The 23,490-nt window shown below is 72.6% G+C and carries 22 protein-coding genes and 1 riboswitch; of the genes, 8 read left to right on the forward strand and 14 right to left on the reverse strand.

The features are described from left to right. The first annotated feature begins 71 nt into the window (after positions 1–71). Positions 72–298, forward strand: a riboswitch (cobalamin riboswitch). Between the two features lie 129 nt (positions 299–427). The 6 genes from G514_RS26995 to G514_RS0115200 all read left to right on the forward strand — a co-directional run bounded on the left by G514_RS26995 (position 428) and on the right by G514_RS0115200 (position 7,749). Beyond that, positions 428–2,776 carry a ribonucleoside-diphosphate reductase subunit alpha gene (locus G514_RS26995; RefSeq protein WP_036564980.1) on the forward strand — a complete coding sequence of 783 codons (2,349 nt, stop codon included), beginning with the start codon at positions 428–430 and terminating at the stop codon, positions 2,774–2,776. After that, positions 2,773–3,804 carry a ribonucleotide-diphosphate reductase subunit beta gene (locus G514_RS0115180; RefSeq protein WP_028652448.1) on the forward strand — a complete coding sequence of 344 codons (1,032 nt, stop codon included), beginning with the start codon at positions 2,773–2,775 and terminating at the stop codon, positions 3,802–3,804. Before G514_RS26995 ends, G514_RS0115180 begins: the two co-directional genes overlap by 4 nt. Before the next feature lie 36 nt (positions 3,805–3,840). Continuing rightward, positions 3,841–4,536: a hypothetical protein gene (locus G514_RS29350; RefSeq protein ID WP_051247512.1), complete on the forward strand. Its 696-nt coding sequence runs from the start codon at positions 3,841–3,843 to the stop codon at positions 4,534–4,536. 82 nt (positions 4,537–4,618) lie between these two features. Further along, positions 4,619–6,055 carry a PepSY-associated TM helix domain-containing protein gene (locus G514_RS0115190; protein WP_036564982.1) on the forward strand — a complete coding sequence of 479 codons (1,437 nt, stop codon included), beginning with the start codon at positions 4,619–4,621 and terminating at the stop codon, positions 6,053–6,055. 85 nt (positions 6,056–6,140) lie between these two features. Next, positions 6,141–6,656 (forward strand): SigE family RNA polymerase sigma factor, encoded by a 516-nt coding sequence (locus tag G514_RS27005; protein ID WP_036564984.1) that lies wholly within the window; start codon positions 6,141–6,143, stop codon positions 6,654–6,656. Further along, a complete protein-coding gene (locus G514_RS0115200; RefSeq protein WP_028652450.1) occupies positions 6,649–7,749 on the forward strand; it encodes a hypothetical protein in 1,101 nt (366 codons plus the stop codon). The genes G514_RS27005 and G514_RS0115200 overlap by 8 nt, the downstream gene beginning before the upstream one ends. Before the next feature lie 457 nt (positions 7,750–8,206). On the opposite strand, the gene G514_RS0115205 is transcribed toward G514_RS0115200, so the two are convergent. Next, a complete protein-coding gene (locus tag G514_RS0115205; RefSeq protein WP_028652451.1) occupies positions 8,207–8,482 on the reverse strand; it encodes an HU family DNA-binding protein in 276 nt (91 codons plus the stop codon). Between the two features lie 110 nt (positions 8,483–8,592). Here G514_RS0115205 and G514_RS0115210 point away from each other — a divergent pair, with 110 nt between their 5' ends. Beyond that, the gene (locus G514_RS0115210) at positions 8,593–9,096 is read left to right on the forward strand and encodes a DinB family protein (protein WP_036564986.1); all 504 of its coding nucleotides are present in this window, start codon (positions 8,593–8,595) and stop codon (positions 9,094–9,096) included. A gap of 3 nt (positions 9,097–9,099) precedes the next feature. Here G514_RS0115210 and G514_RS0115215 read toward each other — a convergent pair whose 3' ends face one another. Genes G514_RS0115215 through G514_RS0115245 form a run of 7 tightly spaced genes read right to left on the reverse strand, consistent with a single transcriptional unit; the run spans position 9,100 to position 16,407 of the window. After that, positions 9,100–9,336 (reverse strand): DUF1272 domain-containing protein, encoded by a 237-nt coding sequence (locus G514_RS0115215; protein ID WP_028652453.1) that lies wholly within the window; start codon positions 9,334–9,336, stop codon positions 9,100–9,102. A gap of 26 nt (positions 9,337–9,362) precedes the next feature. Further along, positions 9,363–11,243 carry a 3D-(3,5/4)-trihydroxycyclohexane-1,2-dione acylhydrolase (decyclizing) gene (iolD, locus tag G514_RS0115220; protein WP_036564988.1) on the reverse strand — a complete coding sequence of 627 codons (1,881 nt, stop codon included), beginning with the start codon at positions 11,241–11,243 and terminating at the stop codon, positions 9,363–9,365. Beyond that, positions 11,243–12,136, reverse strand: coding sequence for a 5-deoxy-glucuronate isomerase (gene iolB / locus G514_RS0115225; protein WP_051247513.1), 894 nt, complete (start codon positions 12,134–12,136; stop codon positions 11,243–11,245). Before iolB ends, iolD begins: the two co-directional genes overlap by 1 nt. Next, positions 12,133–13,047, reverse strand: a complete 915-nt coding sequence (locus tag G514_RS0115230; protein WP_245582230.1) for a Cgl0159 family (beta/alpha)8-fold protein — start codon at positions 13,045–13,047, stop codon at positions 12,133–12,135. Before G514_RS0115230 ends, iolB begins: the two co-directional genes overlap by 4 nt. Continuing rightward, positions 13,044–14,021 (reverse strand): 5-dehydro-2-deoxygluconokinase, encoded by a 978-nt coding sequence (gene iolC, locus G514_RS0115235; RefSeq protein WP_028652457.1) that lies wholly within the window; start codon positions 14,019–14,021, stop codon positions 13,044–13,046. Before iolC ends, G514_RS0115230 begins: the two co-directional genes overlap by 4 nt. Next, on the reverse strand, positions 14,021–15,529 hold the full coding sequence (locus G514_RS0115240) for a CoA-acylating methylmalonate-semialdehyde dehydrogenase (RefSeq protein ID WP_028652458.1): 1,509 nt from the start codon (positions 15,527–15,529) through the stop codon (positions 14,021–14,023). The genes iolC and G514_RS0115240 overlap by 1 nt, the downstream gene beginning before the upstream one ends. Further along, on the reverse strand, positions 15,526–16,407 hold the full coding sequence (locus G514_RS0115245) for a TIM barrel protein (RefSeq protein WP_028652459.1): 882 nt from the start codon (positions 16,405–16,407) through the stop codon (positions 15,526–15,528). The genes G514_RS0115240 and G514_RS0115245 overlap by 4 nt, the downstream gene beginning before the upstream one ends. 73 nt (positions 16,408–16,480) lie before the next feature. Between G514_RS0115245 and G514_RS0115250 the strand changes: the two genes are divergently transcribed. Further along, positions 16,481–17,242 carry a GntR family transcriptional regulator gene (locus tag G514_RS0115250; protein ID WP_036564992.1) on the forward strand — a complete coding sequence of 254 codons (762 nt, stop codon included), beginning with the start codon at positions 16,481–16,483 and terminating at the stop codon, positions 17,240–17,242. 13 nt (positions 17,243–17,255) lie between these two features. Here the strand turns inward: G514_RS0115250 and G514_RS0115255 are convergent, their stop codons facing one another. The 6 genes from G514_RS0115255 to G514_RS0115280 form a co-directional block, all read right to left on the reverse strand. Next, the gene (locus G514_RS0115255) at positions 17,256–18,206 is read right to left on the reverse strand and encodes an SDR family oxidoreductase (RefSeq protein WP_028652461.1); all 951 of its coding nucleotides are present in this window, start codon (positions 18,204–18,206) and stop codon (positions 17,256–17,258) included. Continuing rightward, on the reverse strand, positions 18,203–19,264 hold the full coding sequence (iolG, locus tag G514_RS0115260) for an inositol 2-dehydrogenase (protein ID WP_084152136.1): 1,062 nt from the start codon (positions 19,262–19,264) through the stop codon (positions 18,203–18,205). The genes G514_RS0115255 and iolG overlap by 4 nt, the downstream gene beginning before the upstream one ends. Next, positions 19,261–20,427, reverse strand: coding sequence for a Gfo/Idh/MocA family protein (locus G514_RS0115265; RefSeq protein ID WP_028652463.1), 1,167 nt, complete (start codon positions 20,425–20,427; stop codon positions 19,261–19,263). Before G514_RS0115265 ends, iolG begins: the two co-directional genes overlap by 4 nt. 2 nt (positions 20,428–20,429) lie before the next feature. Next, the gene (locus G514_RS0115270) at positions 20,430–21,269 is read right to left on the reverse strand and encodes an ATP-binding cassette domain-containing protein (protein ID WP_084152137.1); all 840 of its coding nucleotides are present in this window, start codon (positions 21,267–21,269) and stop codon (positions 20,430–20,432) included. Beyond that, positions 21,266–22,315 (reverse strand): ABC transporter permease, encoded by a 1,050-nt coding sequence (locus G514_RS0115275; RefSeq protein ID WP_245582231.1) that lies wholly within the window; start codon positions 22,313–22,315, stop codon positions 21,266–21,268. Before G514_RS0115275 ends, G514_RS0115270 begins: the two co-directional genes overlap by 4 nt. Before the next feature lie 74 nt (positions 22,316–22,389). Continuing rightward, on the reverse strand, positions 22,390–23,370 hold the full coding sequence (locus tag G514_RS0115280; protein WP_028652466.1) for a substrate-binding domain-containing protein: 981 nt from the start codon (positions 23,368–23,370) through the stop codon (positions 22,390–22,392). Positions 23,371–23,490: the final 120 nt, after the last annotated feature.

Here is a 23,490-nt window from a genome sequence, read left to right on the forward strand (position 1 = left end):
CAGGTACGCCATCGAGACCCCACGACACGCCGACACAACATGTGGTCCCGAACTTCGCGGCGACCACTACATACGGTGGTCGGCGCAGCTGGTTCCGGACCTCATCCAGAGGTTCGGAGGCAAGAGGGAACCCGGTGGGACTCCGGGACTGCCCCGCAGCGGTGAGTGGGAACGACCGCCGTCAGACGCACTGGGTCAACCAGACCTGGGAAGCGACGGCCAGTAGGGATCGGACCTTGGGCGACCAGGGTCCGGCGCGCCCACGAGTCCGAAGACCTGCCAGCGCACCGCACCCGCCGGGTGCGGTGGTCCGAGGCCGCGTGGGACGGCCGACGGCTGGGACGACGCGGCCCCTACTCCGCGGCGTACGACCGTCTCCCCTGCGCGACCTCGGGCCTTCTGGAAGCGCCTCGCGAGGAGAGAGACGATGCAGGTACGCAAGAGGAACGGCGACCCGGAGGACGTCGACGTCAACAAGATCGTGCGAGCGGTCGACCGGGTCTGCAACGACCTGGCCGACGTCGACCCGATGCGGGTCGCCACCCGCACCATCAGCGGGCTGTACGACGGAGCGACCACCGCGGAGCTCGACCGGCTGTCGATCCAGACGGCCGCCGAGATGATCGGCGAGGAGCCGGAGTACTCCCGGCTCGCCGCGCGGCTGCTGTCGGGCTACATCGACAAGGAGGTCCGCAACCAGGGCGTCATGTCGTTCAGCCAGTCGGTCGCGCTCGGCCACGCCGAAGGGCTGATCGGCGACGACACCGCGAGGTTCGTCAAGGACAACGCCCGGAAGCTCGACTTCGCTGTCGACGCGGAGCTGGCGGCAGGCGCCGACCGTCGGTTCGAGTACTTCGGGCTGCGCACGGTCTACGACCGCTACCTGCTCAAGCACCCCTCGGACCGGCTCGTGATCGAGACGCCGCAGTACTTCCTGCTGCGCGTCGCCTGCGGGCTGGCCCGGACGCCGGGCGAGGCCGTCGACTTCTACCGGCTGATGGCGTCGCTCGCCTACCTCCCGAGCAGCCCGACGCTGTTCAACTCCGGCACCCGGCACACCCAGATGTCGAGCTGCTACCTCGTCGACAGCCCGCGCGACGACCTCGACTCGATCTACGCGCGCTACCAGCAGGTGGCACGGCTCTCGAAGTTCGCCGGCGGCATCGGCATCGGCTTCTCGCGGGTGCGCTCGCGCGGTGCGTTGATCCGGGGGACGAACGGCGCCTCCAACGGCATCGTGCCGTTCCTCCGGACGCTCGACTCGTCGGTGGCCGCGGTCAACCAGGGTGGCCGGCGCAAGGGCGCCGCGTGCGTCTACCTCGAGCCGTGGCACCCGGACGTCGAGGAGTTCCTCGAGCTGCGCGACAACACCGGCGAGGACGCCCGGCGCACCCACAACCTCAACCTCGCGAACTGGGTCCCCGACGAGTTCATGCGCCGGGTCGAGGCGGACGCCGACTGGTCGCTCATCGACCCCGACCAGGCGCCGGAGCTCCTCGACCTGTGGGGCGCGGCCTTCGACGTGGCGTACCGCCGGGCCGAGGAGGAGGGCCGGTTCGTGCGCAAGGTCAAGGCGCGCGAGCTGTTCGGCAAGATGATGCGCACGCTCGCGCAGACCGGCAACGGCTGGATGACGTTCAAGGACGCCGCCAACCGCACCTGCAACCAGACCTCCGACGAGCCGGGTGGACCCGTCGTCCACCTCTCCAACCTCTGCACCGAGATCATCGAGGTCTCCTCCGACGCCGAGACCGCGGTCTGCAACCTCGGCTCGATCAACCTCGCGCGACACGTGACCCCGTCGGGCATGGACTGGGAGCGGTTGCGCGCGACCGTCCGGACGGCCCTGCCGCTGCTCGACCGGGTGATCGACGTCAACTACTACCCGAGCCCCGAGGCGGCGGCGTCCAACCCGCAGTGGCGCCCGGTCGGCCTCGGGCTGATGGGCCTGCAGGACGTCTTCTTCGCCCTGCGCCTGCCGTTCGACTCGTCCGAGGCGCGGGAGCTGTCGACGCGGATCCAGGAGGACGTCTACCTCACCGCGCTCGAGGTGTCGTGCGAGCTCGCCCGCGAGCACGGCCCCCATCCGGCGTACGCCGCGACGCGGGCTGCCGCCGGCCACCTCCAGCCGGACTTCTGGCCGGACTCAGCACCCGCGCAGCCCGAGCGCTGGGCGGCACTGCGTGCCGACGTCGCCGAGCACGGGCTGCGCAACTCGCTGCTCGTGGCGATCGCGCCGACCGCGACCATCGCGTCGATCGCCGGCTGCTACGAGTGCATCGAGCCGCAGGTGTCCAACCTGTTCAAGCGCGAGACGCTCTCCGGTGAGTTCCTCCAGGTCAACGCGGCGCTGACCCGGGAGCTGAAGGAGCGGGGACTGTGGACCGCGGAGGTCCGCGACGCCATCAAGCGGGCCGAGGGCTCGGTGCAGGGCGTCGCAGCGCTGCCCGAGGACGTGCGGCTGCTGTTCCGCACGGCGTGGGAGCTGCCACAACGGGCGCTGATCGACATGGCGGCCGCGCGGGCGGCGTACGTCGACCAGAGCCAGTCGCTCAACCTCTTCATCGCAGGTCCGTCGATCGGGAAGCTCTCGTCGATGTACCTCCACGCCTGGAAGTCCGGGCTGAAGACGACCTACTACCTGCGGTCGCGCCCGGCGACCCGGATCCAGCAGACGACCGTGCTGTCGGAGCCGACCGCCGTCCCCAACACCACCGACCAGGAGGCACTCGCGTGCTCCCTGGAGAACCCCGAGAGCTGCGAGGCCTGCCAGTGACCACCACGACCGACGCCCAGACGACCGCCAAGAACCTGCTCGACCCCGGGCTCGACCTGACCCTGCGGCCGATGCGCTACCCGTACTTCTACGACCGGTTCCGCGACGCCATCAAGAACACGTGGACCGTCGAGGAGGTCGACCTGCACTCCGACCTCAAGGACCTGCAGCGGCTCACCGAGGCCGAGCGGCACCTGGTCTCGCGGCTGGTCGCGTTCTTCGCCACCGGCGACACGATCGTGGCCAACAACCTGGTGCTGAACCTCTACCAGCACGTCAACTCCCCCGAGGGCCGGCTCTACCTGTCGCGGCAGCTGTTCGAGGAGGCCGTGCACGTGCAGTTCTACCTGACCCTGCTCGACACCTACGTGCCCGACGAGGCCGAGCGGCACCAGGCGTTCGCGGCCGTCGAGAACATCCCGTCGATCAAGGCCAAGGCCGACTACTGCTTCCGGTGGATCGACTCGGTCTTCGAGCTGGACCGGCTCGAGACCCGCGAGCACCGACGAGCGTTCCTGCTCAACCTGATCTGCTTCGCGGCCGTGATCGAGGGGCTGTTCTTCTACGGCGCGTTCGCCTACGTCTACTTCCTCCGCTCCCGCGGGCTGCTCAACGGACTGGCCTCGGGCACCAACTGGGTCTTCCGCGACGAGTCGATGCACATGGCGTTCGCGTTCGACGTGGTCGACACGGTGCGCGAGGAGGAGCCCGAGCTCTTCGACGACGAGCTCGGCGCCCAGATCCGGCAGATGCTCGTCGAGGGGGTGGACGCCGAGGCGCAGTTCGCCGAGGACCTCCTGGGCCGGGGCGTCGCCGGCCTGTCGACCGCGGACATGCGCAGCTACCTCGAGTACGTCGCCGACCAGCGCATGCAGCGCCTCGGGCTGCCTGTGATCTACGGCTCGAAGAACCCGCTGGCGTTCATGGAGCTCCAGGACGTGCAGGAGCTGTCGAACTTCTTCGAGCGGAAGGTGTCGGCGTACCAGGTCGGCGTCACCGGCGCGGTCGGGTTCGACGAGGACTTCTGACGCGCGCCTCCGCCTCCTTTGCCAGACTGTGACGTGATGGAACCCGGGAGGAGCGCGTCGGTCCTGTGGCTGCGCGCGCTCTTCGCCGGGACCTTCGCGTTCTTCCTCGGCACCGCCGGTCACCTGATGGCGGACGGGCTGCTGCCCGGTCCGGCCTTCTTGGTGATGCTCTACGTCGTGCTCGTGGGGCTCAGCGTCCCGGTGCTCGCCCGGCCGGCGTCGCGGCTCCGGACGCTCGGGGTGCTGGTCGGCGGGCAGACGGTCATCCACCTGTGCCTCACCCTGAGCGCCGGCCACGTCGGCGATCCCGAGGCGTCGGCGGCGTCTGTGCCGCGCGGCACCGGGTTCGCCCCGTTGCCCGAGGTCGACGGCCGCCGGGTCGGCTCGCTGCAGGACGCGTTCGTGGGCTCCGACGCGATGCCTCACCAGACCCCGACGCTCCCGGTCCACCACCTCGTCGCGGACCTGTCGGCGCACGCGCCGATGATGGCCGCCCACCTCGCCGCCGCGACGCTCGTCGGGCTCTGGCTGGCCTACGGCGAGCGCTGCCTGGTCCGCGTCGTCCAGCTCACGGCCCGCGTGCTGCTCCGGCTCGCGCGGCCGGTTCTCATCGTCACCGTCCGTCCGGCTCCGCGGCCCGGCTGGGTCGCCGACGCGGTCGCCGCGGGCCTCCGCTCCGTGCTCCTCGGCCCGTCCGTCTCCCGACGCGGCCCACCTCTCCTCGCAGGCTGATCGGCTCCTGATCCGTCCTTGACCCGCCCGGTCCCCGGGCGGGCTGTCCTGCGTTCCCATCATCTGCTCGAGGAGAGCACTCATGACCACCTCTGCGGCGCCCTCGCGCCCTCATGCACCCCCACCCGACCCACGGCGTACGCCGGCACGCGGCTCCGGCTGGTTCCGTGCGGCCTGGCGCTGGCACTTCTTCGCCAGCTTCCTCGTCGTCCCGGTCCTGCTGCTGCTGGCGACGACCGGGCTGATCTACCTGCTCCGGTTCCAGCTGGAGCCGCTGCTGCACCCCGGCCTGTACGACGTCGACACACGTGCGTCGGGCGGGATCGCGCAGCCCTACGTCAGTCAGCTCGCCGTGGTCGAGGAGGCCGTCCCCGGCTCGACCGCGGTGTCGCTGGCCGAGCCGCGCGACACCGGCGACCCGACGATCGTCTCGGTCACCACCGCCGACGGCGCCGGGCGCGACGTGTTCGTCGATCCCTACCGGCTGAGGGTGCTCGGCTCCGTCGACCCCGACACCACGCTCTCCGGCCGGGCGATCCGGCTGCACGGCGAGCTGATGTCCGGCACCTGGGGCGACCGCGTGATCGAGGTCGGCGTCTGCTGGGCGCTGGTGATGGCGCTGACGGGCTACTACCTGTTCGTCCGCGGCTTCCAGGCCCGGCGCCGGGCCAAGAGGGCCGAGCGCCGGACAGCCCGGCTCCGCTACCGCCACGGGATGGTGGGTGCCTTCGTGGGCGTCGGCCTGCTCACCCTCCTGGTGACGGGCCTGCCGTGGACCGGCTTCTGGGGCGAGAAGGTGCAGTCGATCGCGACCGACCATGGCTCGTCGCTGTGGAGCCTCGACCCCGGCGCGCAGAGCGACCCGAGCTCCACCCTGGACGAGTCGCTGCCCCACAGCCACGCGCAGGACGTGCCCTGGGGCCAGGGCGACTCACCCGTCCCCGACGGTGCGACCGAGGATGACGGCCGAAGTGTCGCCAACGTCGACACGGCGATCGCCGTCGCCGACCGGGAGGGGCTGCGGCACCCGATGACAGTGGCGCTCCCCGCTGACGACGACGCGACCGGCGTGTTCTCGGTGATCGGCTACGCGTTCGACGCGCCGTCGGACGAGCGGACCGTGCACGTCGGCCGCTACGGCGGCGAGGTCGAGTCGACGTACGGCTTCGACGACTACCCGCTCCTCGCCAAGGTCGTCGCGCAGGGCATCGGTCTGCACGAGGGCCGCAGCCTCGGGCTGTGGTCGTTCTGGGGCTCGGCGGCGATGTGCCTGTCGGTCGTCTTCATGTGCGTCACCGGGCCGCTGATGTGGTGGCGCCGCCGACCACGCGGCGCCGCGGTCATGGGCGCTCCGCGGGGCCGGATGCCGGTGCGCGCCACCCCTCTGCTCGCTGTTGTGCTCGTCGCTCTCGGCGTCCTCCTGCCGCTGTTCGGACTCACGCTGGTGGTCGCGCTGCTGCTCGACCAGGTGGCCCTGCGACGCCTGCCCGTGCTGGCTCGGTGGTTCGGCGTGACCTGAGGAACTCCGGCCCGGCGTCCAACCGATCGCCGGGCTGGCGCATCTTGGAGGGCACAGGACCGCAACCAGCAGCAGGAGGTACGTCGTGCCGGCACCCTCGGACGAGGCGTTCGCCGAGCTCGTGCACGCCGCGTGGCCCGGGCTCTACCGCACGGCGTACCTCCTGCTCGGCGAGCACCAGCTCGCCGAGGACCTCGTGCAGACCGCGCTCGCGAAGACCTACGCGTCATGGGGCAAGGTCCGCGAGCCGGCCGCGGCCGCCGGGTACGCCCGGGTGGTGCTGGCCAACACGGCGGCGTCGTGGTTCCGGCGGCGTTCGTGGCGCAACGAGCTGCCGTCCTCGGCGCTGCCCGAGCTGCCGACCAGCGCCGAGCCGTCGGACCGGCCGGCGGTGCTCGCGGCGCTGGCCACCCTGCCGCCGCGGCAGCGGGCGGTCGTGGTGCTGCGCTATTACGACGACCTCAGCGTCCGCGACGTCGCGCACGCCCTCGGCATCAGCGAGGGCACGGTCAAGAGCCAGACCTCGGCCGCGTTGCTCAAGCTGCGGGCGCAGCTCGGCGACGCGGTCGTGCCTCAGGAGACGGGAGCCCGACATGACTGAGCGGCTGAGCGTGCTGCTGCGGGAGGAGGCCGACGGGCTCGAGGTCCCGTCGCCGTCGACCGCCGCGATCCTGGAGCGCGGCCACGGGCTGCGCCGTCGTCGCCGGTGGACCCAGGCCGCGACCGGCGCCCTCGTGGCCGCCGTGGTGGTCGCCGGCGGCGCGACCGGTGCGCACCGGCTGCAGGCCGACGACGACATCGTCGACCCGGCCCGCGCCGCCGAGGCGTTCGCGTCCCAGGGTGCGTTCGCCGTCGGCCGTGACCTCTACCTCGGGGACGAGGTCGTCCACTGGGAGGAGTCGATCAAGGCGATCTACTACACCTCCGCCGGCGTCGTGGTCCGCAGCGGCACGTCGAGCGACACCAACGACGGCCGATCGCACTACGAGCTCGTCACCCCGACCGGCGCGCGCTCCCCCGTCGACGTCGCCATGGGCGACCGCATCCCCGGCTTCGAGCCGGACAGCTCGAGGTTCGCCTACGCCACCCAGGACTCCGGCCGGCTCGAGGTGGTCGTCCACGACGTGGTGTCAAACCGCGAGCTCGCCCGGGTCGTCGTCCTCGACCACCCCGTCGAGACCGGCTGGGAGGCGCCGCCGGTGTCGATCGACGGCGACGTGGTCTGGGTGCGGACCGGCCGTGGCTGGACCGAGGTCGACTGGCGCACCGGCGCGACCCGAGCGGTGCCGGGCACCGAGGACACCTACGAGCTGCAGAACGGCCACTACGCCGTCCAGCGCGGGAGCGTCTGGGAGGTCCGCGCCATGTCCGACCAGTCGCTCGTCGGCGAGGTGCGGACGCCCGAGGGCTGGTACGCGTTCTTCTCCCCCGACGGGCGCCTGATGCGCAGCTTCCCCGACGACGTCCCCGACGCGGAGGCGGTGCCGAGCGCCTTCGTGCACGACGTCGCCGCCGGCTCGCGGTTCGAGCACGCGCACGCGGGCTACGACCTCGGCTGGACGCCCGACGGCAACCTGCTCGTGCTCGACGGCGAGACCGTCCGGGTCTGCGAGCCGCTGTCGGACGCCTGCACCGTGCGGGCCTTCGACGACACCGGGACGGTCCGGCTGGGCGGCGCGCCGTACGAGTCCTGAGGCCGGACCGCCGGACTCGCGCCCCGCCGGGGCTGGGAGGCAACCGAGCCCGATCCAGCAGGTGCCAACGCTGCGGAGGTTTCGAGACAGGCGCTAGCGCGCCTTCCTCAACCAGCGATGCGTGCCCGTCGAGGTCGGCCCCGGCTCCCAGGCCACCTGGCTTCGAGGCTCAGGCGCAGCACGCCTTTGCACCTCAGCCACCGTACGACGCGCGCCCAGACGCTGGCTGAGGTGCGAGGAGCGCTGGCGACGAGCCTCGAAGCCACCGCAGCGAAGGCACCCGCTCGACCACCGCTGGTTGAGGAGGGCGCGCAGCGACCGTCTCGAAACCTCGCACGCCGGGGCTGGGACGCACGCGGGGGGCAGTGGCGCGCGTGCGGGATTCCGCGCCGGATCCCGCCGGCCTGGTAGTGGCTGCTGCGCAGCTACTCCTGGCCGGCGGGGCCGGCGTACGGCGTCAGCCTGCGACGGCCGACTTGAACTTCGCGCCGGCCTTGAAGCCGGGCACGCTGGTCGCCGCGATGTTGATCTCGGCGCCGGTCTGCGGGTTGCGACCGGTCCGGGCCGAACGCTCGCGCTTCTCGAACGTGCCGAAGCCCGGGATGGTGACCTTGTCGCCCTTGGCCACGGTCTTGGTGATCGTGTCGAGGACCGCGTCGAGCGCGCGCTCCGCGTCGGCGCCGCTGAGCCCGGCGGCCTCGGCCACCGCGTCCTTGAGCTCTCCCTTGTTCAATGTTCAACCCTTCTCGGTGTGTGTTGTGCGGGTCCATCCTGCACGAGGGGTGCCCCAGCGTGCGGAGGCGCACCTATGGCGCGGCCTGTCGCAGCCTAGGCTCGTGCCCCGTGACCGAGACGCAGTACCTCAGTGAGGACGCCCTGATCGGCAGCGAACGAGCTCAGCTGCTGGCCTTCGTGCACGACACCCGGACCGAGATCGCGCGGCTGCTCGACGGCCTCACCGAGGAGCAGGCGAGGGCCGGGCTGGTGCCCTCGGCGACCACGCTGCTGGGCCTGGTCAAGCACTGCGCGTTCGTCGAGCGGGTGTGGTTCCACGTCTCGCTGGCGGGGCGCAGCCGCGAGGAGGTGGGCATCCCGGAGGACGCCGACGAGAGCTGGGTCCTGCGCGACGACGACACCGTCGCGTCGGTCGTGGCCGACTACCGGGCCGCGTGGGCGGAGGCCGACGAGATCGCGGCGCCGTACGACCTCTACGACCTCGCGGTGCACAACCGCCGTGGGCCGCTCACGCTGCGCTGGATCTACGTCCACATGGTCGAGGAGCTCGCCCGGCACGCCGGCCACGGCGACATCCTGCGCGAGCAGGTGCTGGCCAGGGAGACGGCCTAGCGCTCAGGGGCAGTGCTCGCGCACGACCCGTTGCGTCGACGCGGGGTTCGTGGCCAGCAGCTCGGCCGGTCGGATCGGCCGGGGCTGGAGGTTGCCGCCGCAGTTGGGGCACACGCCGTGCAGGACGTTGTCGACGCAGTCGCGGCACCACGTGCACTCGTAGGTGCAGATCATCGCGTCGGGCGAGTCGGGCGGCAGGTCACGGTCGCAGCACTCGCAGCCGGGTCGCAGGTCGAGCATGCGCCCAGCGTGGCAGCAGCGGCGCCTCAGAGCCAGCGCACCTGCCGCGCCTTGCCCTCGTCGTACGCCGGGCGGCCGGACAGCGACCCAGGGGTGCCGGTCTCCCACCACGCGCCCGACTCGGTCCAGGCCGACGGCGCCACCCGGCAGACGACGACGGCCGGGCGCTGCTGGGCCACCGCGGCCTCCCGCGCGGCGGCGTACGCCGTCCGGAAGCCGTCGAGGTGGCCGTCCGCGACGGTCTCGACGTGGCAGCCCAGCGAGCGGGCGTGCGCGGCGAAGTCGACCGTCAGCCCGGCGGACGCGCCGGGACCGCGGGAGTCGGCGAACAGGTTGTTGAAGCCGTCGGCGCCCTGCCCGGTCTGCAGCCGGTGGATGACCGCGAACCCGCCGTTGTCGCACAGCACGGCGACGAACGGCACGCCCGCGAACGCCGCGGAGTAGAGCTCGGAGTTGAGCATCAGGTAGGAGCCGTCGCCGAAGATCGAGGTGACCAGCCCGTCGGGGTGGGTACGCGCCCGGGCCATCGCGGCGCCCCACGGCGCGGCGATCTCGTAACCCATGCAGGAGAAGCCGTACTCCAGGTCCATGGTGGCGCCGGACGTGGCGCCCGGAGTCACCGCGCCGGTGCGCCAGCCGCCGTGCAGCTCGCCCGGCATGCCGCCCGAGGCGGTGAGCACGTAGTCGTCCGGCCCCGACGCGTCGTTGACCGCGCCCGTGACCTGGGCGTAGGTGAGCACTCCCGGCTCGACCCCTGCGCGCAGCCGGTCGATCTCGGCGTCCCAGTCTGCCTTCACGGCACGCGCCCGGTCGGCCCACGACGGCGGCGCGGCGAAGTCGCCCAGGGCGGCCGCGAGCTCGACCAGCACCTCGCGCGCGTCGCCCACGACCTCGTGCGCGCCGCGCTTGACCGCGTCGAAGCGCGCGGCGTTGACGCTGACGATCCGCACGCCGGAGGCGAAGCCGGTCCACGACGACGTGGTGAAGTCCTGGAGCCGGGTGCCGACCGCGACCACCACGTCGGCCTCGGCCGCGAGCGCGTTGGCCGACGCCGAGCCGACGATGCCGAGGGCGCCGGCGTGGAGCGGGTGGTCGTGCGGCACGAGAGTGCGCCCGGCGACGGTCTCGACGACCGGTACGCCGTGCACCTCCGCGAGCTCGAGGGCCTGCGCCGCCGCGCCGGAGTAGCGCACGCCACCTCCCAGCACCAGCAACGGACGGGACGACGCGCGGACCACCTCGACGGCGTCCGCCAGCGCGGACCGGTCGGCCCGCGGTCGCGGCACGCGGTGCAGCCGCGGCTCGAAGAACGCCTCGGGGAAGTCCCACTCCTCGGCCTGCACGTCCTGCGGCAGCGCGAGCACGACCGGTCCGCAGTCGGCCGGGTCGGTGAGCACTCGCGCCACCTGCGGCAGCGACGCCAGCAGCTGCTCGGGCCGGGTGATCCGGTCGAAGTACCGCGAGACGGCCCGGAACGAGTCGTTGACGGAGAGGGTCGGGTCGCCGAAGTGCTCCACCTGCTGCAGCACCGGGTCGGGCGCGCGGCCGACGAAGGTGTCGCCGGCCAGCAGGAGCACGGGCAGCCGGTTGGCGTGCGCGACGCCGGCGGCGGTGACCATGTTGAGCGCTCCCGGTCCGATCGACGACGTCGCCGCCATCACCTGGCGCCGGTCGGTCGCCCGCGCGTAGGCGACCGCGGCCAGCGCCATGCCCTGCTCGTTCTGCCCCCGCCACGTCGGCAGCTCGTCGCCGGCCTCGTGCAGCGCGGTGCCGAGGCCGAGCACGTTGCCGTGGCCGAAGATCGCGAACACCCCGGCGAAGAGCGGGACCTGCGTGCCGTCGAGCAGCTCCGACCGCTGCGCGGTCATCCAGCGCACCAGCGCCTGCGCGGTGGTGAGACGAGGCATCAGCTCTCCCTCCGCCCGGCCGCCGAGGTCATCGGGCAGCGGGGGTCGGTCGTCAGGTCGGCCCAGGTGTCGCGCACCCAGCCGTGGTCGGGGTCGTCGCAGAACGCGAGCTCGCGCTCGGCGCCCGGCCCGGCCATCACGTTGAGGTAGTACATCTCGTAGCCCGGCGCCGCCACGCACGGTCCGTGGTAGCCGTGCGGCACCAGCACCACGTCGTGGTCGCGCACGCGGTGCGTCTCGTCGAGCGCCGCCAGCCCGGCCGCCTCGTGCTCGGGCCCGGTGTACGTCGTGTGGTAGCCGAAGCCACTCGACCCGTCCGCGCCGGCGTGGATCCGGTAGTAGTAGATCTCCTCGTTGACCACCCGGCACGGCTCGCTCGCGTCGTGCTTGTGTGGCGGGTAGCTCGACCAGTTGCCGTCCGGCGTCAGCAGCTCGCAGCAGACCAGCTTGTCGGCGTGGTCCCACACGCCTGGGATGCCGAAGTTGGCCACCTGACGGGTGGCCGGCCCGGCACCGCGCACCTCGACCGGCACGTCCTCCGCGGCGCCGTACGCCGGCGGGAGCGCGCGCTCGCACCGCGACGACGGCAGCGCGACCTCCGCGCCCTCCTGCGACACCAGCGTCAGCTCGCTGTCGCGGCCGACGTAGCAGAAGTCGGTGACCCGGCTGAACACCGAGTCGCGGCCCTCAAGCCCGAACTCCCGGCCCTCGGCGCGGACCTCCAGCGAACCGGACAGCGGCAGCACGAACAGCTCCGAGTCGCCCGTGCGCACCGTCGTGGGCGCTCCGGCAGCGAGACGCAGCACCCGCAGACCGGTCCACTCCCACCCGGCGTCCGCCGGCGTCAGGTCCACGACCACCGGCCCGGCCGGCGCCGGGCGCACCAGCGTCACGGCTCCTCCCCCGCCGCCCGCAACACGGCGGCCGCGGCGTCGACCGCGGCGAAGACCTCGCCGTCCGGCGGGTAGAGGAGCGCCCGGCCGACCACCAGACCGCGCACCGCGGGCTGGACCAGCGCGCGCCCCCACGACGCGAGGTCCTGGGCGGGGTCGGCGTGCGGCACCCCGCCCAGCACGACGCAGGGCAGCGTGGTCGTGGCGAACACCGCCTCCGGGTCGTCGCAGGACGGCATCTTCAGCCAGGTGTGCGCGCTGGTCGTGCCGAGGCCGCTCGCGACCGCGACCGCGCGGGCGAGGGACGCGACGTCCTTGAGGAGGCGCAGCGAGCCGTCCTCCTCACGGTGGTAGGGCAGCGGCTCCACCATCGCCACGAGCCCGTGAGCCGCGAGCTCGGTCACCGCCCTGGCACAGCCCTCGAGGGTTTCGGCGGTGCCGTCGTCGCTGTCGTCGATGCGCAGCAGCATCTTGCCGCCCTCGAGCCCGCGGTCGGCGATGCTCGCGGCGTCGTAGCCGGTGAAGCGGTCGTCCATCGTCCACGCGGCGCCGTCGAGCCCGCCGCGGTTCATCGACCCGATCACGACCTTGCCCTCGAGTGCGCCGAGCAGCAGCAGCTCCTCAACGACGTCGGGGGTGCCGAGCACCCCGTCGACGTCGGGGTGGCTGAGCGCCTCGGCGAGCCGCGCGAGGAGCGAGCGCCGGTCGGCCATCGCCATCGGGTCGCCGCCCGAGGCCAGCGCGCCCCGGGCGGGGTGGTCGGCCGCGACGAGGAACAGCGTGCCGCGGTCGTTGAGGACCCGGCCCGGCCGTCGCCGGGCGGAGTAGGCCCGCGCGATGGCGCCCGGGTCGCCCGCGCGGGTCGCGAGCAGGTCTCGCCACTGCTCGTCGGTGAGGGTCGGCACGCTCACGTCGCGGCCCCCCGCGAGGCGACGAGCTCCTCGAGCTCGGCGAGGTCCGGCATCGCGTCGGCGCAGGCCAGCCGCGAGGCGACGATGGCGCCGGCGGCGTTGGCGTACTCGGCGCAGCGCGCCGGCTCCCAGCCCGACAGCAGCCCGTGCACCAGGGCGCCGCCGAACGCGTCGCCGGCGCCGAGACCGCACACGACCTCGACCGGATGAGGGGGTACGACGGTGCTGCCGTCGGCGGTGGCGACCAGCACGCCGTCGCCGCCGAGCTTCACCAGCGCGAGCTCGACACCGCGCGCGAGCAGCCGGGCGGCCGCCTCGTGCGGGTCGCCGGTGCCGACGGCGACCTCGACCTCGGCCCGGTTGCCGACCACGACCGTGACGTGGCCGAGCATGGCGGCGTACTCCTCCCGCGCCTCCTCCGGCGAGGGCCAGAACATCTCGCGCCAGTCGAGGTCGAGGATGGTCCAGCGGCCCGAGCCGGGCGCCGGGCGCGGCCGCCGGGCCAGCATCTCGAGCTGGGTGCCGCGGGCCGGCTCGACGCTCACCCCGGTGCCGGTCACCCACAGCACCGGCACGTCCGGCACGACGTCCCAGGGCACGTCGTCGACGGTCAGCGTGAGGTCGGGGGCGATCGGCGCGCGGTAGAAGGTCAGTGGCGGGTCCTCGGGCGGGTCGAGCGCGCAGAACACCACCGGCGTCTGCAGGCCGTCGGCCGTGCCGACGTACGACGCGTCGACGCCGAAGCCCGTCAGCGCCTCACGCACGTAGTCGCCGAAGCCGCCAGGCCCGTCGGCCCCCACCTTCGTGAGCACGGCCGCGCGCCGACCGAGCCTGGTCGCGCCGACCGCCACGTTGGTCGCGGTGCCGCCGAGGGACTTCGCGAACGTCGCGACGTCCTTGAGCGGCACGCCCGACTGCTCGGGGTAGAGGTCCACCCCCACCCGGCCGACGGTGAGCAGCTCGAGGGCCGGCATCAGCTCGACGTCGGGAAGTGGAGGCTGGCCCCGCTGGCCTGCGCCTGCTCGGGCCAGCGAGCGGTCACGACCTTGGCGCGCGTGTAGAAGCTCACGCCCTCCGGGCCGTGCACGTGCTTGTCGCCGAACAGCGAGTCCTTCCAGCCCCCGAAGGAGTAGAACGCCATCGGCACCGGGACCGGCACGTTGATGCCGATCATGCCTACGTTGACGCCCCGCTGGAACCGGCGCGCCGCCTCGCCCGACGAGGTGAAGATCGCGGTGCCGTTGCCGTAGGGGTTGGCGTTGATGAGCGCGATCGCCTCGTCGGCGTCGTCGGCTCGCACCACGGAGAGCACCGGGCCGAAGATCTCCTGGGTGTAGACGTCCATCTCGGTGCCGACCCGGTCGATGACCGTCGGCCCGACGAAGAACCCGTCCTCGTGGCCCGGCACCACGAGCCCGCGGCCGTCGACCGCGACCTCCGCGCCCTGCTCCTCGCCGCTGCCGATCAGGCCGACGATCCGCTGCTGCGCCTCGCGGGTCACGACCGGGCCCATGTCGCTGCCCGCCTCGCGACCCGGGCCCACCTTCACCGCGCGTGCGCGCGCCGAGACCGCCTCGACGACCAGGTCAGCTCCGGAGCCGACGGCGACCGCGGCCGAGATCGCCATGCAGCGCTCGCCGGCGGAGCCGAACGCCGCCGCCGACAGGTGGTCGGCCGCGAAGTCGATGTCGGCGTCCGGCATCACGATCGCGTGGTTCTTGGCGCCTCCGAGGGCCTGCACCCGCTTGCCGTTCGCGCTGCCGCGCTCGTGGATGTAGCGCGCGATCGGGGTCGAGCCGACGAACGACACGGCCGCGACGCGCGGCGAGTCGAGGATCGCGTCGACGGCGACCTTGTCGCCGTGCACGACGTTGAAGACGCCGTCGGGCAGGCCCGCCTGCCGCCAGAGCTCCGCGATGACGAGCGACGCCGAGGGGTCGCGCTCGCTCGGCTTGAGCACGAACGTGTTGCCGCAGGCGATCGCGACCGGGAACATCCACATCGGCACCATCGCCGGGAAGTTGAACGGCGTGATGCCGGCGACGACGCCGAGCGGCTCGCGGAACGAGAACGTGTCCACCCCGCTCGACACCTGGTCGGAGTAGTCGCCCTTCAGCAGGCTCGGGATGCCGCACGCGAACTCGACGACCTCGAGCCCCCGCTGCACCTCGCCGAGCGCGTCGGAGAGCACCTTGCCGTGCTCGTCGGTGATCGCCTCGGCGAGCCGGCCGGCGTTCGCGTTGAGCAGCTCGCGGAAGCCGAACATGATCTTGGTCCGGGCGCTGATCGACGTCTGCGACCAGGCCGGGAACGCCTCCCACGCGGCGTCGACCGCGCGCTCGACGTCGGCGGCCTCGGCGAGCAGCACCTCGGCCGCTACCTGGCCGGTGGCCGGGTTGTAGACGGGAGACGTGCGGGTCGAGCCCGCGTCGGTCAGGGAGCCCGAGATCCAGTGCCGGATGGTGGTCGTTCCTGTGCTCATGACCGGGAGCCTGTCAGGTAGTGGAGGCAGGTGCGTACGTCGGCCAGCGGTCCCTCGCCGTCCGGCTCGCCGGGGAGCATCACGTCCTGCTCCAGGACGTACCACCCGTCGTAGCCCGCCGCCTCGAGGATCTCGACGATCCCGTCGACGTCGACGTCGCCGGTGCCGAGCGGCACGAACATCCCGGCACGCACGCCGTCGGCGAAGGTGAGCGAGCCCGCCGCGACCTGCGCGGCGAGGCTCGCGTCGACGTCCTTGAGGTGGACGTGGCGGACCCGCCCGGGCTGCGCGGCGACGATCGCCGCGGGGTCGGCGCCCGCGGCGGCGAGGTGGCCGGTGTCCACGCACAGGCCGATGCGCGAGCCCTCGAGGACCCGCGCCGTCTCGGCTCCGGTCTCGACCATCGTCCCCATGTGGGGGTGGAGGACGGCCTCGACCCCGCGGCTCGCGGCGTGGTCGGCGATGCGGTCGAGGTTGGCGAGCAGGGCCTGCCACCCGGTTTCGTCGAGCTCGGGGCGGGCGTCGTAGCCGGCCTGACCGGTGCCGGCCGCCAGCACGACGATGCCGGCCTTCGCGGCCAGGCACTCGTCGATGAACGCGTCGACCGCCGGCACGGGGTCGTGGCCCGGGTCGTGCAGCACCGCCACGTGGAAGCCGCCCACCGCGCGCAGACCGTGCCCGGCGAGCTGCGCGACCCGCGACTCCCCGTCGGCCTCCAGGAAGCCGGGCGGCCCGAACTCCGTGGCCACGAGGCCGAGCTCCTGCATCTCCGCCAGCACGCGCTTCGGTGCGAGCTGGTGGCCCCAGCCGGGCACCTCGCACAGCCCCCACGAGATCGGCGCGCCGGCGATGCGGCCTACCGCCAGTGATGTGGTCACAACTACCGGATCTCCTCGACGAACGGCGAAACGACTTTGTTCTAACATTAGATCATCTGACATACTCGCACCCATGTCCGCCCGCCGTTCCGCCGACGACGCACTCACGACGCTGGCGCCCGACCGCACCAGCCCGATCCCCCTGTGGTTCCAGGTCGCGCAGCATTTCGAGCGGTCGATCGCGTCGGGCGACTTCCCACCGGGCATGCTGCTCGACAACGAGGTCGTGCTCGCCCAGCGTCTCGGGATCTCCCGGCCGACGATGCGTCGGGCCATGGAGCAGCTGGTCGACCAGGGCCTCATCGTCCGCAGGCGGGGCATCGGCACGCGCGTCGTGCAGCCCAAGGTGCGCCGCCCGCTCGAGCTGACCAGCCTCCACGACGACCTCGCCAGCACCGGCCAGCAGCCCGCCACGACGGTGCTGCGCTTCGAGACGCTGGGGGCCGGCGCGGAGGTCGCCGGGCGGCTGCGCGTGGAGCCCGGCTCGCCGGTGGTGCTCGTCGAGAGGCTGCGCACCGCGCGCGACCAGCCGATCGCCCGGATGACGAACTGGCTGCCCGCCTCCGTCGTGACGTTCGAGGAGGACGCCCTCGTCTCCTCGGGCCTCTACGACCTGCTCCGGCGCACCGGGGTGCACCTGCACTCCGCCTCGCAGACCGTCGGCGCGCGCACGGCGACCGCCGCCGAGGCCCGGGAGCTCGGCGAGCCCCGAGGGGCGGCGCTGCTGACCATGGAGCGGGAGACGCTCGACGACCACGGCACCGTGGTGGAGCTCGCGAGCCACCTCTACGCCGCCAGCCGCTACAGCTTCGAGATCCACCTGGTCCACGGCTAGGCCTGCCTCTTACTCAGCTCAGCGGCGCGGGCGCGCCGGTCTCCAGCTCGGCCCTGAGCGCGGCCAGCTGAGCCTCGATCGGGTGGGCGGTGGCGCCGAGACGCGCCATCGTCGCGCCCGCGGCCATGCTGGTGTCGTGGGGCACGGGGGCCGGCAGCCGTGCCTCGTCGGGCGGCGGTCCGAAGTCGAGCCGGTCTGCGTCGAGGCCGAAGACCTCGCACGTGGCGAGGGCGAGCTCGCGCCGCGTCACCGCTGTGGCTCCGGCCAGGTGGAGGACGCCGTCGACCCTCTTGTCGACGGCCAGCCCGAGCAGCGCGCCGATCTCGGGCGAGACGATCGGGGTGGCCACGCAGTTGATGTCGGGGTCCTCCCAGACCGTGAACCGGCCACCGGCGCGGAGCGCGTCGACCAGCGCCAGCACGAAGTAGCCGAACCCGCAGTCCTGCGACCGCGGGCCGCTCGCCTGGGTCTGGTGGAGGCCCTGCACCCCGCCGACCCGGGCCACGAAACCCGCCCTGGCCCGCTCGAGGACCACCAGCTCCGACGCGGCCTTCAGGAAGCCGTAGAGGTTCACCGGGTTGGGCGGCTCCTCCTCGTCGACCAGGTGGCCGGTGCCGTCGAAGACCCAGTCGGTGGACACCAGGCCGACCCGCGCGCCGGTCTCGTTGGCGGCGTCGACCACGCGGCGGGTGAGGCCCACGTAGCCGTCCCACGCGCGCTGCCGGTCGGCGTACATGGCGATCAGGTCGTTCCAGATCGCCAGGTGGAGGACGGCGTCGGCGCCGTCGAGGGCCTCCGTGAGCGAGTCGACGTCCTGCACGTCGACGACGCGGCTCGGCCATGGCAGGTCAGGACCGGGGTCGCGGCGCACCAGGCAGAGCACGTCGTGGCCCCTCGCCGCGAGCACCGCCGCGACCGTGCCGCCGACGAACCCCGTCGCCCCGGTGACCGCGATCCTGCTCACCCGACCTCCTCGACGCGGACCGGACGCCCCTCGCGCAGCGAGAGCCCCGCGGCGAGCGCCACCGCGGTGCAGTGCCGGGCGGCGTCGGTCCCGACCGGCGACGGGCCGCCGTCGACGAGGTAGGAGTGGAACGCCGCCCACTCCTGGCGGTAGGACTCGAGGTAGCGGTCGAGGAAGAACCACGGCAGCGGCTCGCCCGTCCGCACCTCGCGGCCCAGGTGCCAGCCCGCGTGCCGGGCCGGGTTGTCGGAGACGGCCAGGCCCGCGCTGCCGAACGCCTCGACGCGCTGGTCGAAGCCGTAGACCGCCTCCCGGCTGTTGTCGATCGTCGTCAGCGTGCCGTCGTCGTGGGTGAGCACGGTGACCGCGGTGTCGACGTCGCCCGCCGCGCCGATCCTCGGGTCCACCCGCACCGCGCCGCGGGCGAACACCTCCGCCACGGGGCTCTGGACGACGTACTGGGCCATGTCGAAGTCGTGGATCACCATGTCGAGGAAGATCCCGCCGCTCACGGCGACGTACTCCGGGGGCGGCGGAGCGGGGTCCCGGCTGGTGATCCGCAGGACGTGCAGGTCACCGACGGAGCCGTCGGCCACGCGGTCGCGCACCGAGCGGTGCCCGGGATCGAAGCGACGGTTGAAGCCGATCATGAAGGGCACGCCGGAGTCCTCGACCGCCGCGAGCGCGCGGTCGACCTGGGCGAGGTCGAGGCTGACCGGCTTCTCGCAGAAGATCGCCTTGCCGGCCCGCGCGGCCGCCACGACCAGGTCGACGTGGGTGTCGGTGCTCGTGCAGATCGCGACGGTGTCGACGTCGTCGGAGCCGAGCACCTCCTCGATCGAGCGCACCGGCGCTCCGGTCGCCTCCGAGACGCCCTCCGCGGCCGCGGGTACGGCGTCGGCGACCGCCGCGACCACCCAGCCGGGGACCTCGCGGGCGAGCAGCGAGGCGTGCATGCGACCGATCCGGCCGCACCCGATCACGCCGATCCGGCGCAGCGGGAGCTGCGGGCCGGTGTCGACGGCGAACCCCGCGTCGCCCTGCTTCGGCTGCGTCACAGGTCGACCCACCCTCCCGTGTCGTGCGACGCGACCATGGCGTCGAGGACGGCCGCCGAGGCGACGGCGTCGTCGAGCGTCGCGAGCTCCACCGGCTCGCCCGAGATCGCCCGCACGAAGTTGCGGGCCTCCACCACCTTCGTGTCGTCGTAGCCCATGGCGATGCCGGCGCCCGGCTGGAACGCGGCGTACTCGCCGTCGCCGGGCTCGCTGAAGACGGTGCTGGTGGGCTGGCCCGAGTAGTGGTCCCCAGCAGACACCTGCAGCTCGCCGGGACGGCGGAAGTCCCAGCGCACCAGGCCGCGGGTGCCGTGCACCTCCAACCCGTAGCTGTTCTGCTCCCCCACCGCGGCCCGGTCGGCCTCGCAGACGCCCAGGGTGCCGTTCGCCATCCGGAGGATCGCCACGACGTAGTCCTCGTTCTCGACCTCCCCGAACGCGAGGCCCGGCTCGGTGACGTCGAGGACCGCGTAGTGCCCGGCGGTGTCGGCGATCGGCCGCTGCGGGATGTGCACCGCGGTCCGCGCCACAACGCCGACGACGTCGCCGAGCACGAAGCGCAGGAGGTCGACGCCGTGGGAGGCCAGGTCGCCGAGGGCTCCGTGACCGCCGGTCTCCACGGCGTAGCGCCACGACAGCGGGCTGCCGGGGTGGGCGGCGTAGTCGGTGAGCAGCTGGACCCGCGCGTGCGTCGGCACGCCGATCTGGCCCGACGCGACGATCGCCCGTGCCCGGGCCACGGCCGGCACGTGGCGGTAGTTGAAGCCGACGCACGCGACGACGCCGTTGGCGTGCACGGCGTCGCGCACCGCCCCGGCGTCGGCCGCGGTGAGGCCCACCGGCTTCTCGATCCACAGGTGCTTGCCTGCCTCGGCGACCGCGACCCCCAGCTCGCGGTGCAGGAAGTTGGGCGCGGTCACGCTCACCGCCGCGACGTCCGGGTCGGCGAGCAGGTCGCGCCAGTCCGGGAAGGACCGCACCGGCGTCGTGGCGCCGTGCGCCCGGGCGAACGTCTCGGCCGCCGCCGCGGACGAGTCGGCCACCGCCACCACCTCGGGGCGCACCGCGAGGTCCGGCCAGTGCTGGGCGAGCCGCTGGTAGGCGCGGGCGTGCACGTGCCCCATCCAGCCGGCACCGACGATGCCGACCGCGAGCGTCTCCACGGCTACCTCCCCGAGCCCTCGAGCTCGTGGGCGAGCGCCTCCAGCTCGGCCCCGCCGGACATGGCCTTGACCAGGTCCTCGCGGCTGACCGTCGCGCGCTCGAACTCGTGGGTCATCTGACCGCGGTTGAGCAGGTAGAAGCGGTCGCCGACCAGATGCGCGTGGTGCGGGTTGTGGGTGATGAAGACGACCGCGATCCCCCGCTCGCGGGCCTGGAGGATGTACTTCAGCACGACGCCGGACTGCCGGACGCCGAGGGCGCTGGTCGGCTCGTCGAGGATCAGCACCTTGGCGCCGAAGTAGACCGCGCGCGAGATGGCCACCGCCTGCCGCTCGCCGCCGGAGAGGGTGCCGACCGGCTGCTCGAGGTCGCGGATGTCGATGCCCATCGCCAACAGCTCCTCGCGGCAGGTCCGCTTCGCCGTCCGCGTGTCGAGGAACCTCAGCGGCCAGACCCCGCGGCGCGGCTCGTTGCCGAGGAAGAAGTTGCGCCACACCGACATCAGCGGCACCGTCGCGAGGTCCTGGAACACCGTCGCGATGCCGGCGCCGAGGGCCGCGCGCGGCGAGCCGAACGAGGTCGGCTCGCCGTTGACGAGCAGGTCGCCCTCGCTGGGCTGGTGCACGCCGCTGAGGATCTTGATGAGCGTCGACTTGCCGGCGCCGTTGTCGCCCAGCACACAGGTGACCGTGCCCGGGTCGACGTGCAGCGAGATGTCGCGCAGCGCGAGCACGCTGCCGAAGTACTTGGTGACGTTCCTCAGCTGCAGCGCGGGGACGACCGTCCCCGCGGCGGGCGGCGGCGGCAGGTCCGGCTCGGGGATCTCGTCGAAGGTCGTCATCGCTTCGCTCCCGCCGCGCGCTTGCTGATGAGGGTGTTGACCAGGACCGCGACGAAGAGGATCACGCCCAGGAACAGCCAGGTCCAGTCGGTGTTCCAGCCGGCGTAGGAGATGCCGATGAACGCCATGCCGATGATCGAGGCGCCGATGCTCGCCCCGATGGCCGAGCCGAAGCCGCCGGTCAGCAGGCAGCCGCCGACGACCGCGGCGATGATGAAGGTGAACTCGTCGCCGATGCCCTGGCCGGCCTGCATCGAGTGCAGCCGGGTCAGGCTGATGATGCCGACGAGCGCCGCGCTCATCGAGGTCATCATGAAGAGGGTGATCTTGGTGCGCCGCACCGGCACGCCGGCGTTGCGCGCGGCGTTCGCGTCGCCGCCGACGGCGTAGATCCAGTTGCCGAAGCGGGTCTTGGTCAGCACGATCGTCGCGACGATCGTGATGCCGATCCACCACACCACCGAGATGCGGTAGTTGTACGGCTCCCAGAGCGTGGTGGCGAAGACCTTCGCCGCCGAGTCGAAGCCGTCGACGTCGTCGACGCCCGCCACCCGGACCGTGTCGGTGAGCGCCTTCGTCACGCCGAGGTTGATCCCGCGCAGGGAGAAGAACATCGCCAGGGTGACGATGAACGACGGCAGGCCGGTCAGCATCACCAGCCAGCCGTTGATGAGCCCGATGCCGGCGGCGAACGCGAAGGTGAGCGCGATCGCGGGCCACATCGGGATGCCGTACTCGGTGGTCAGCAGGCCGCAGAGCAGGCCCGAGGTGCCGACCATGACCCCGGAGCTGAGGTCGAACTCGCCGGCGATCATGAGCAGGGCGACCGGGACGGCCACGATGCCGACGCCCGAGGCGTAGTCGGTCCAGCGGGCCGTGCCGGTGATCGTGATGAAGACGCCGTTCCTCGTGGAGTCGGCCGTGGCGAACATGATGTAGATGACGATCGCGCCCATGAGGGCACCCAGCTCGGGACGCCGGAGCAGGCGGGTGAGACGCGACGTCGTGAGCAGGCGCTCGTCGGCCTGGACGGACACTTCAGCCACGGAGTCCTCCTGGGTGCGGTGGCGGATGGTCTCCGTGGTGGGGCGGCGTGCGCCGCCCCACCACGGAGAAGGAGTCAGCGGGTGCCCTGCTCCGCGAGCTTCTGGACCAGCTCCGCGTTCTCCTGCGTCACGAAGCCCGGGCCGGTGTACATCGGCTGACCGCCGCCGAGCACGTGACCGTTGAGCTTGTTGAGGTAGAGCAGCACGACCGGCAGGTAGCCCTGGGCGAACTGCTGCTGGTCGATCGCGAACGCGAGGTCACCGTCGGCGATCGCCTGCACCGCGTCGCCGGACAGGTCGACGGTGCCGTTGATGATGTCGCGTCCCGCCGCCTCGGAGGCCGGCATCGACGAGCCGGTCGCGATGTCGGCGTTGAGCGAGAAGATCGCGTCGATGTCGGGGTCCGACTCGAGCTTGGCCTGGATCTCGGCCTCGCTCTTGGTCAGGTCGGCGAGGCCGGCCGACAGCTGGAGGTTCTCGACGTTGCCGAAGGTGTCCTTCGCGCCGTCGCAGCGCTGCTGCAGGCCGATGTTGCTGGCCTCCTGGAGCGGGCAGAGGACCTTGGTCGCGCCGAGCTCCTTGAACTTCTTGCCGGCCTCCTGGCCCGCGATGAACTCGTCCTGACCGACGTGGGTGAACGCGTGGAGGTCCTGGAAGACCGCGGAGCCGGAGTTCATCGTCACCAGCGGGATGCCCGCGTCGTTGGCCTTGTCCATCGCGCCCTGGATGGCGTCGGGGTTGGGCGCGGAGACGGCGATGCCGTCGCAGCCGCCGCTGACGCCGGCCTCGATGAGCTGCGCCTGCGCCTCGGGGTCGTTGTTCGACTCCTGGTAGTCCAGCTCGACCCCGAGGTCGTCAGCGGCCTTCTCGGCACCCTTCTTGGCGACCGACCAGAACCCGCCGCCGTCGCCGTGGGTGTACATGCAGATCTTCATGTCGGCGCTCTTGCTGTCGCCGTCGCCGCTGTCGTCGTCGGAGTCCTGCCCGCTCCCGCAGGCCGACAGGACCAGGACGGCCGCCACTGCGGCGGCCAGACCCAACTTCGGAGCCTTCATGCTTCCTCCTTGGTCGCGGGGCTGGCCCGCACTGCGCCCTCTGCGCGTTAGCGCGCGCTACTGATTAGAGCGCGCTAATCGGGTACTGTGGTGCCGATCACACAGGCACCACAAGGGCCC

This window comes from Nocardioides halotolerans DSM 19273 (genome assembly GCF_000422805.1).
In the GTDB taxonomy this organism is placed as follows: domain Bacteria; phylum Actinomycetota; class Actinomycetes; order Propionibacteriales; family Nocardioidaceae; genus Nocardioides; species Nocardioides halotolerans.

What these genes read in the sequence shown, in the direction of transcription:
- G514_RS0115270 (WP_084152137.1), bottom strand. Translation starts at nt 21,269, where the DNA reads ATGACGACCTTCGACGAGATCCCCGAGCCGGACCTGCCGCCGCCGCCC.
- G514_RS0115240 (WP_028652458.1), bottom strand. Translation starts at nt 15,529, where the DNA reads ATGAGCACAGGAACGACCACCATCCGGCACTGGATCTCGGGCTCCCTG.
- G514_RS0115190 (WP_036564982.1), top strand. Translation starts at nt 4,619, where the DNA reads ATGACCACCTCTGCGGCGCCCTCGCGCCCTCATGCACCCCCACCCGAC.
- G514_RS0115215 (WP_028652453.1), bottom strand. Translation starts at nt 9,336, where the DNA reads ATGCTCGACCTGCGACCCGGCTGCGAGTGCTGCGACCGTGACCTGCCG.
- iolD (WP_036564988.1), bottom strand. Translation starts at nt 11,243, where the DNA reads ATGCCTCGTCTCACCACCGCGCAGGCGCTGGTGCGCTGGATGACCGCG.
- iolC (WP_028652457.1), bottom strand. Translation starts at nt 14,021, where the DNA reads ATGCCGGCCCTCGAGCTGCTCACCGTCGGCCGGGTGGGGGTGGACCTC.
- G514_RS0115200 (WP_028652450.1), top strand. Translation starts at nt 6,649, where the DNA reads ATGACTGAGCGGCTGAGCGTGCTGCTGCGGGAGGAGGCCGACGGGCTC.
- G514_RS0115280 (WP_028652466.1), bottom strand. Translation starts at nt 23,370, where the DNA reads ATGAAGGCTCCGAAGTTGGGTCTGGCCGCCGCAGTGGCGGCCGTCCTG.
- G514_RS26995 (WP_036564980.1), top strand. Translation starts at nt 428, where the DNA reads ATGCAGGTACGCAAGAGGAACGGCGACCCGGAGGACGTCGACGTCAAC.
- G514_RS0115250 (WP_036564992.1), top strand. Translation starts at nt 16,481, where the DNA reads ATGTCCGCCCGCCGTTCCGCCGACGACGCACTCACGACGCTGGCGCCC.
- G514_RS29350 (WP_051247512.1), top strand. Translation starts at nt 3,841, where the DNA reads ATGGAACCCGGGAGGAGCGCGTCGGTCCTGTGGCTGCGCGCGCTCTTC.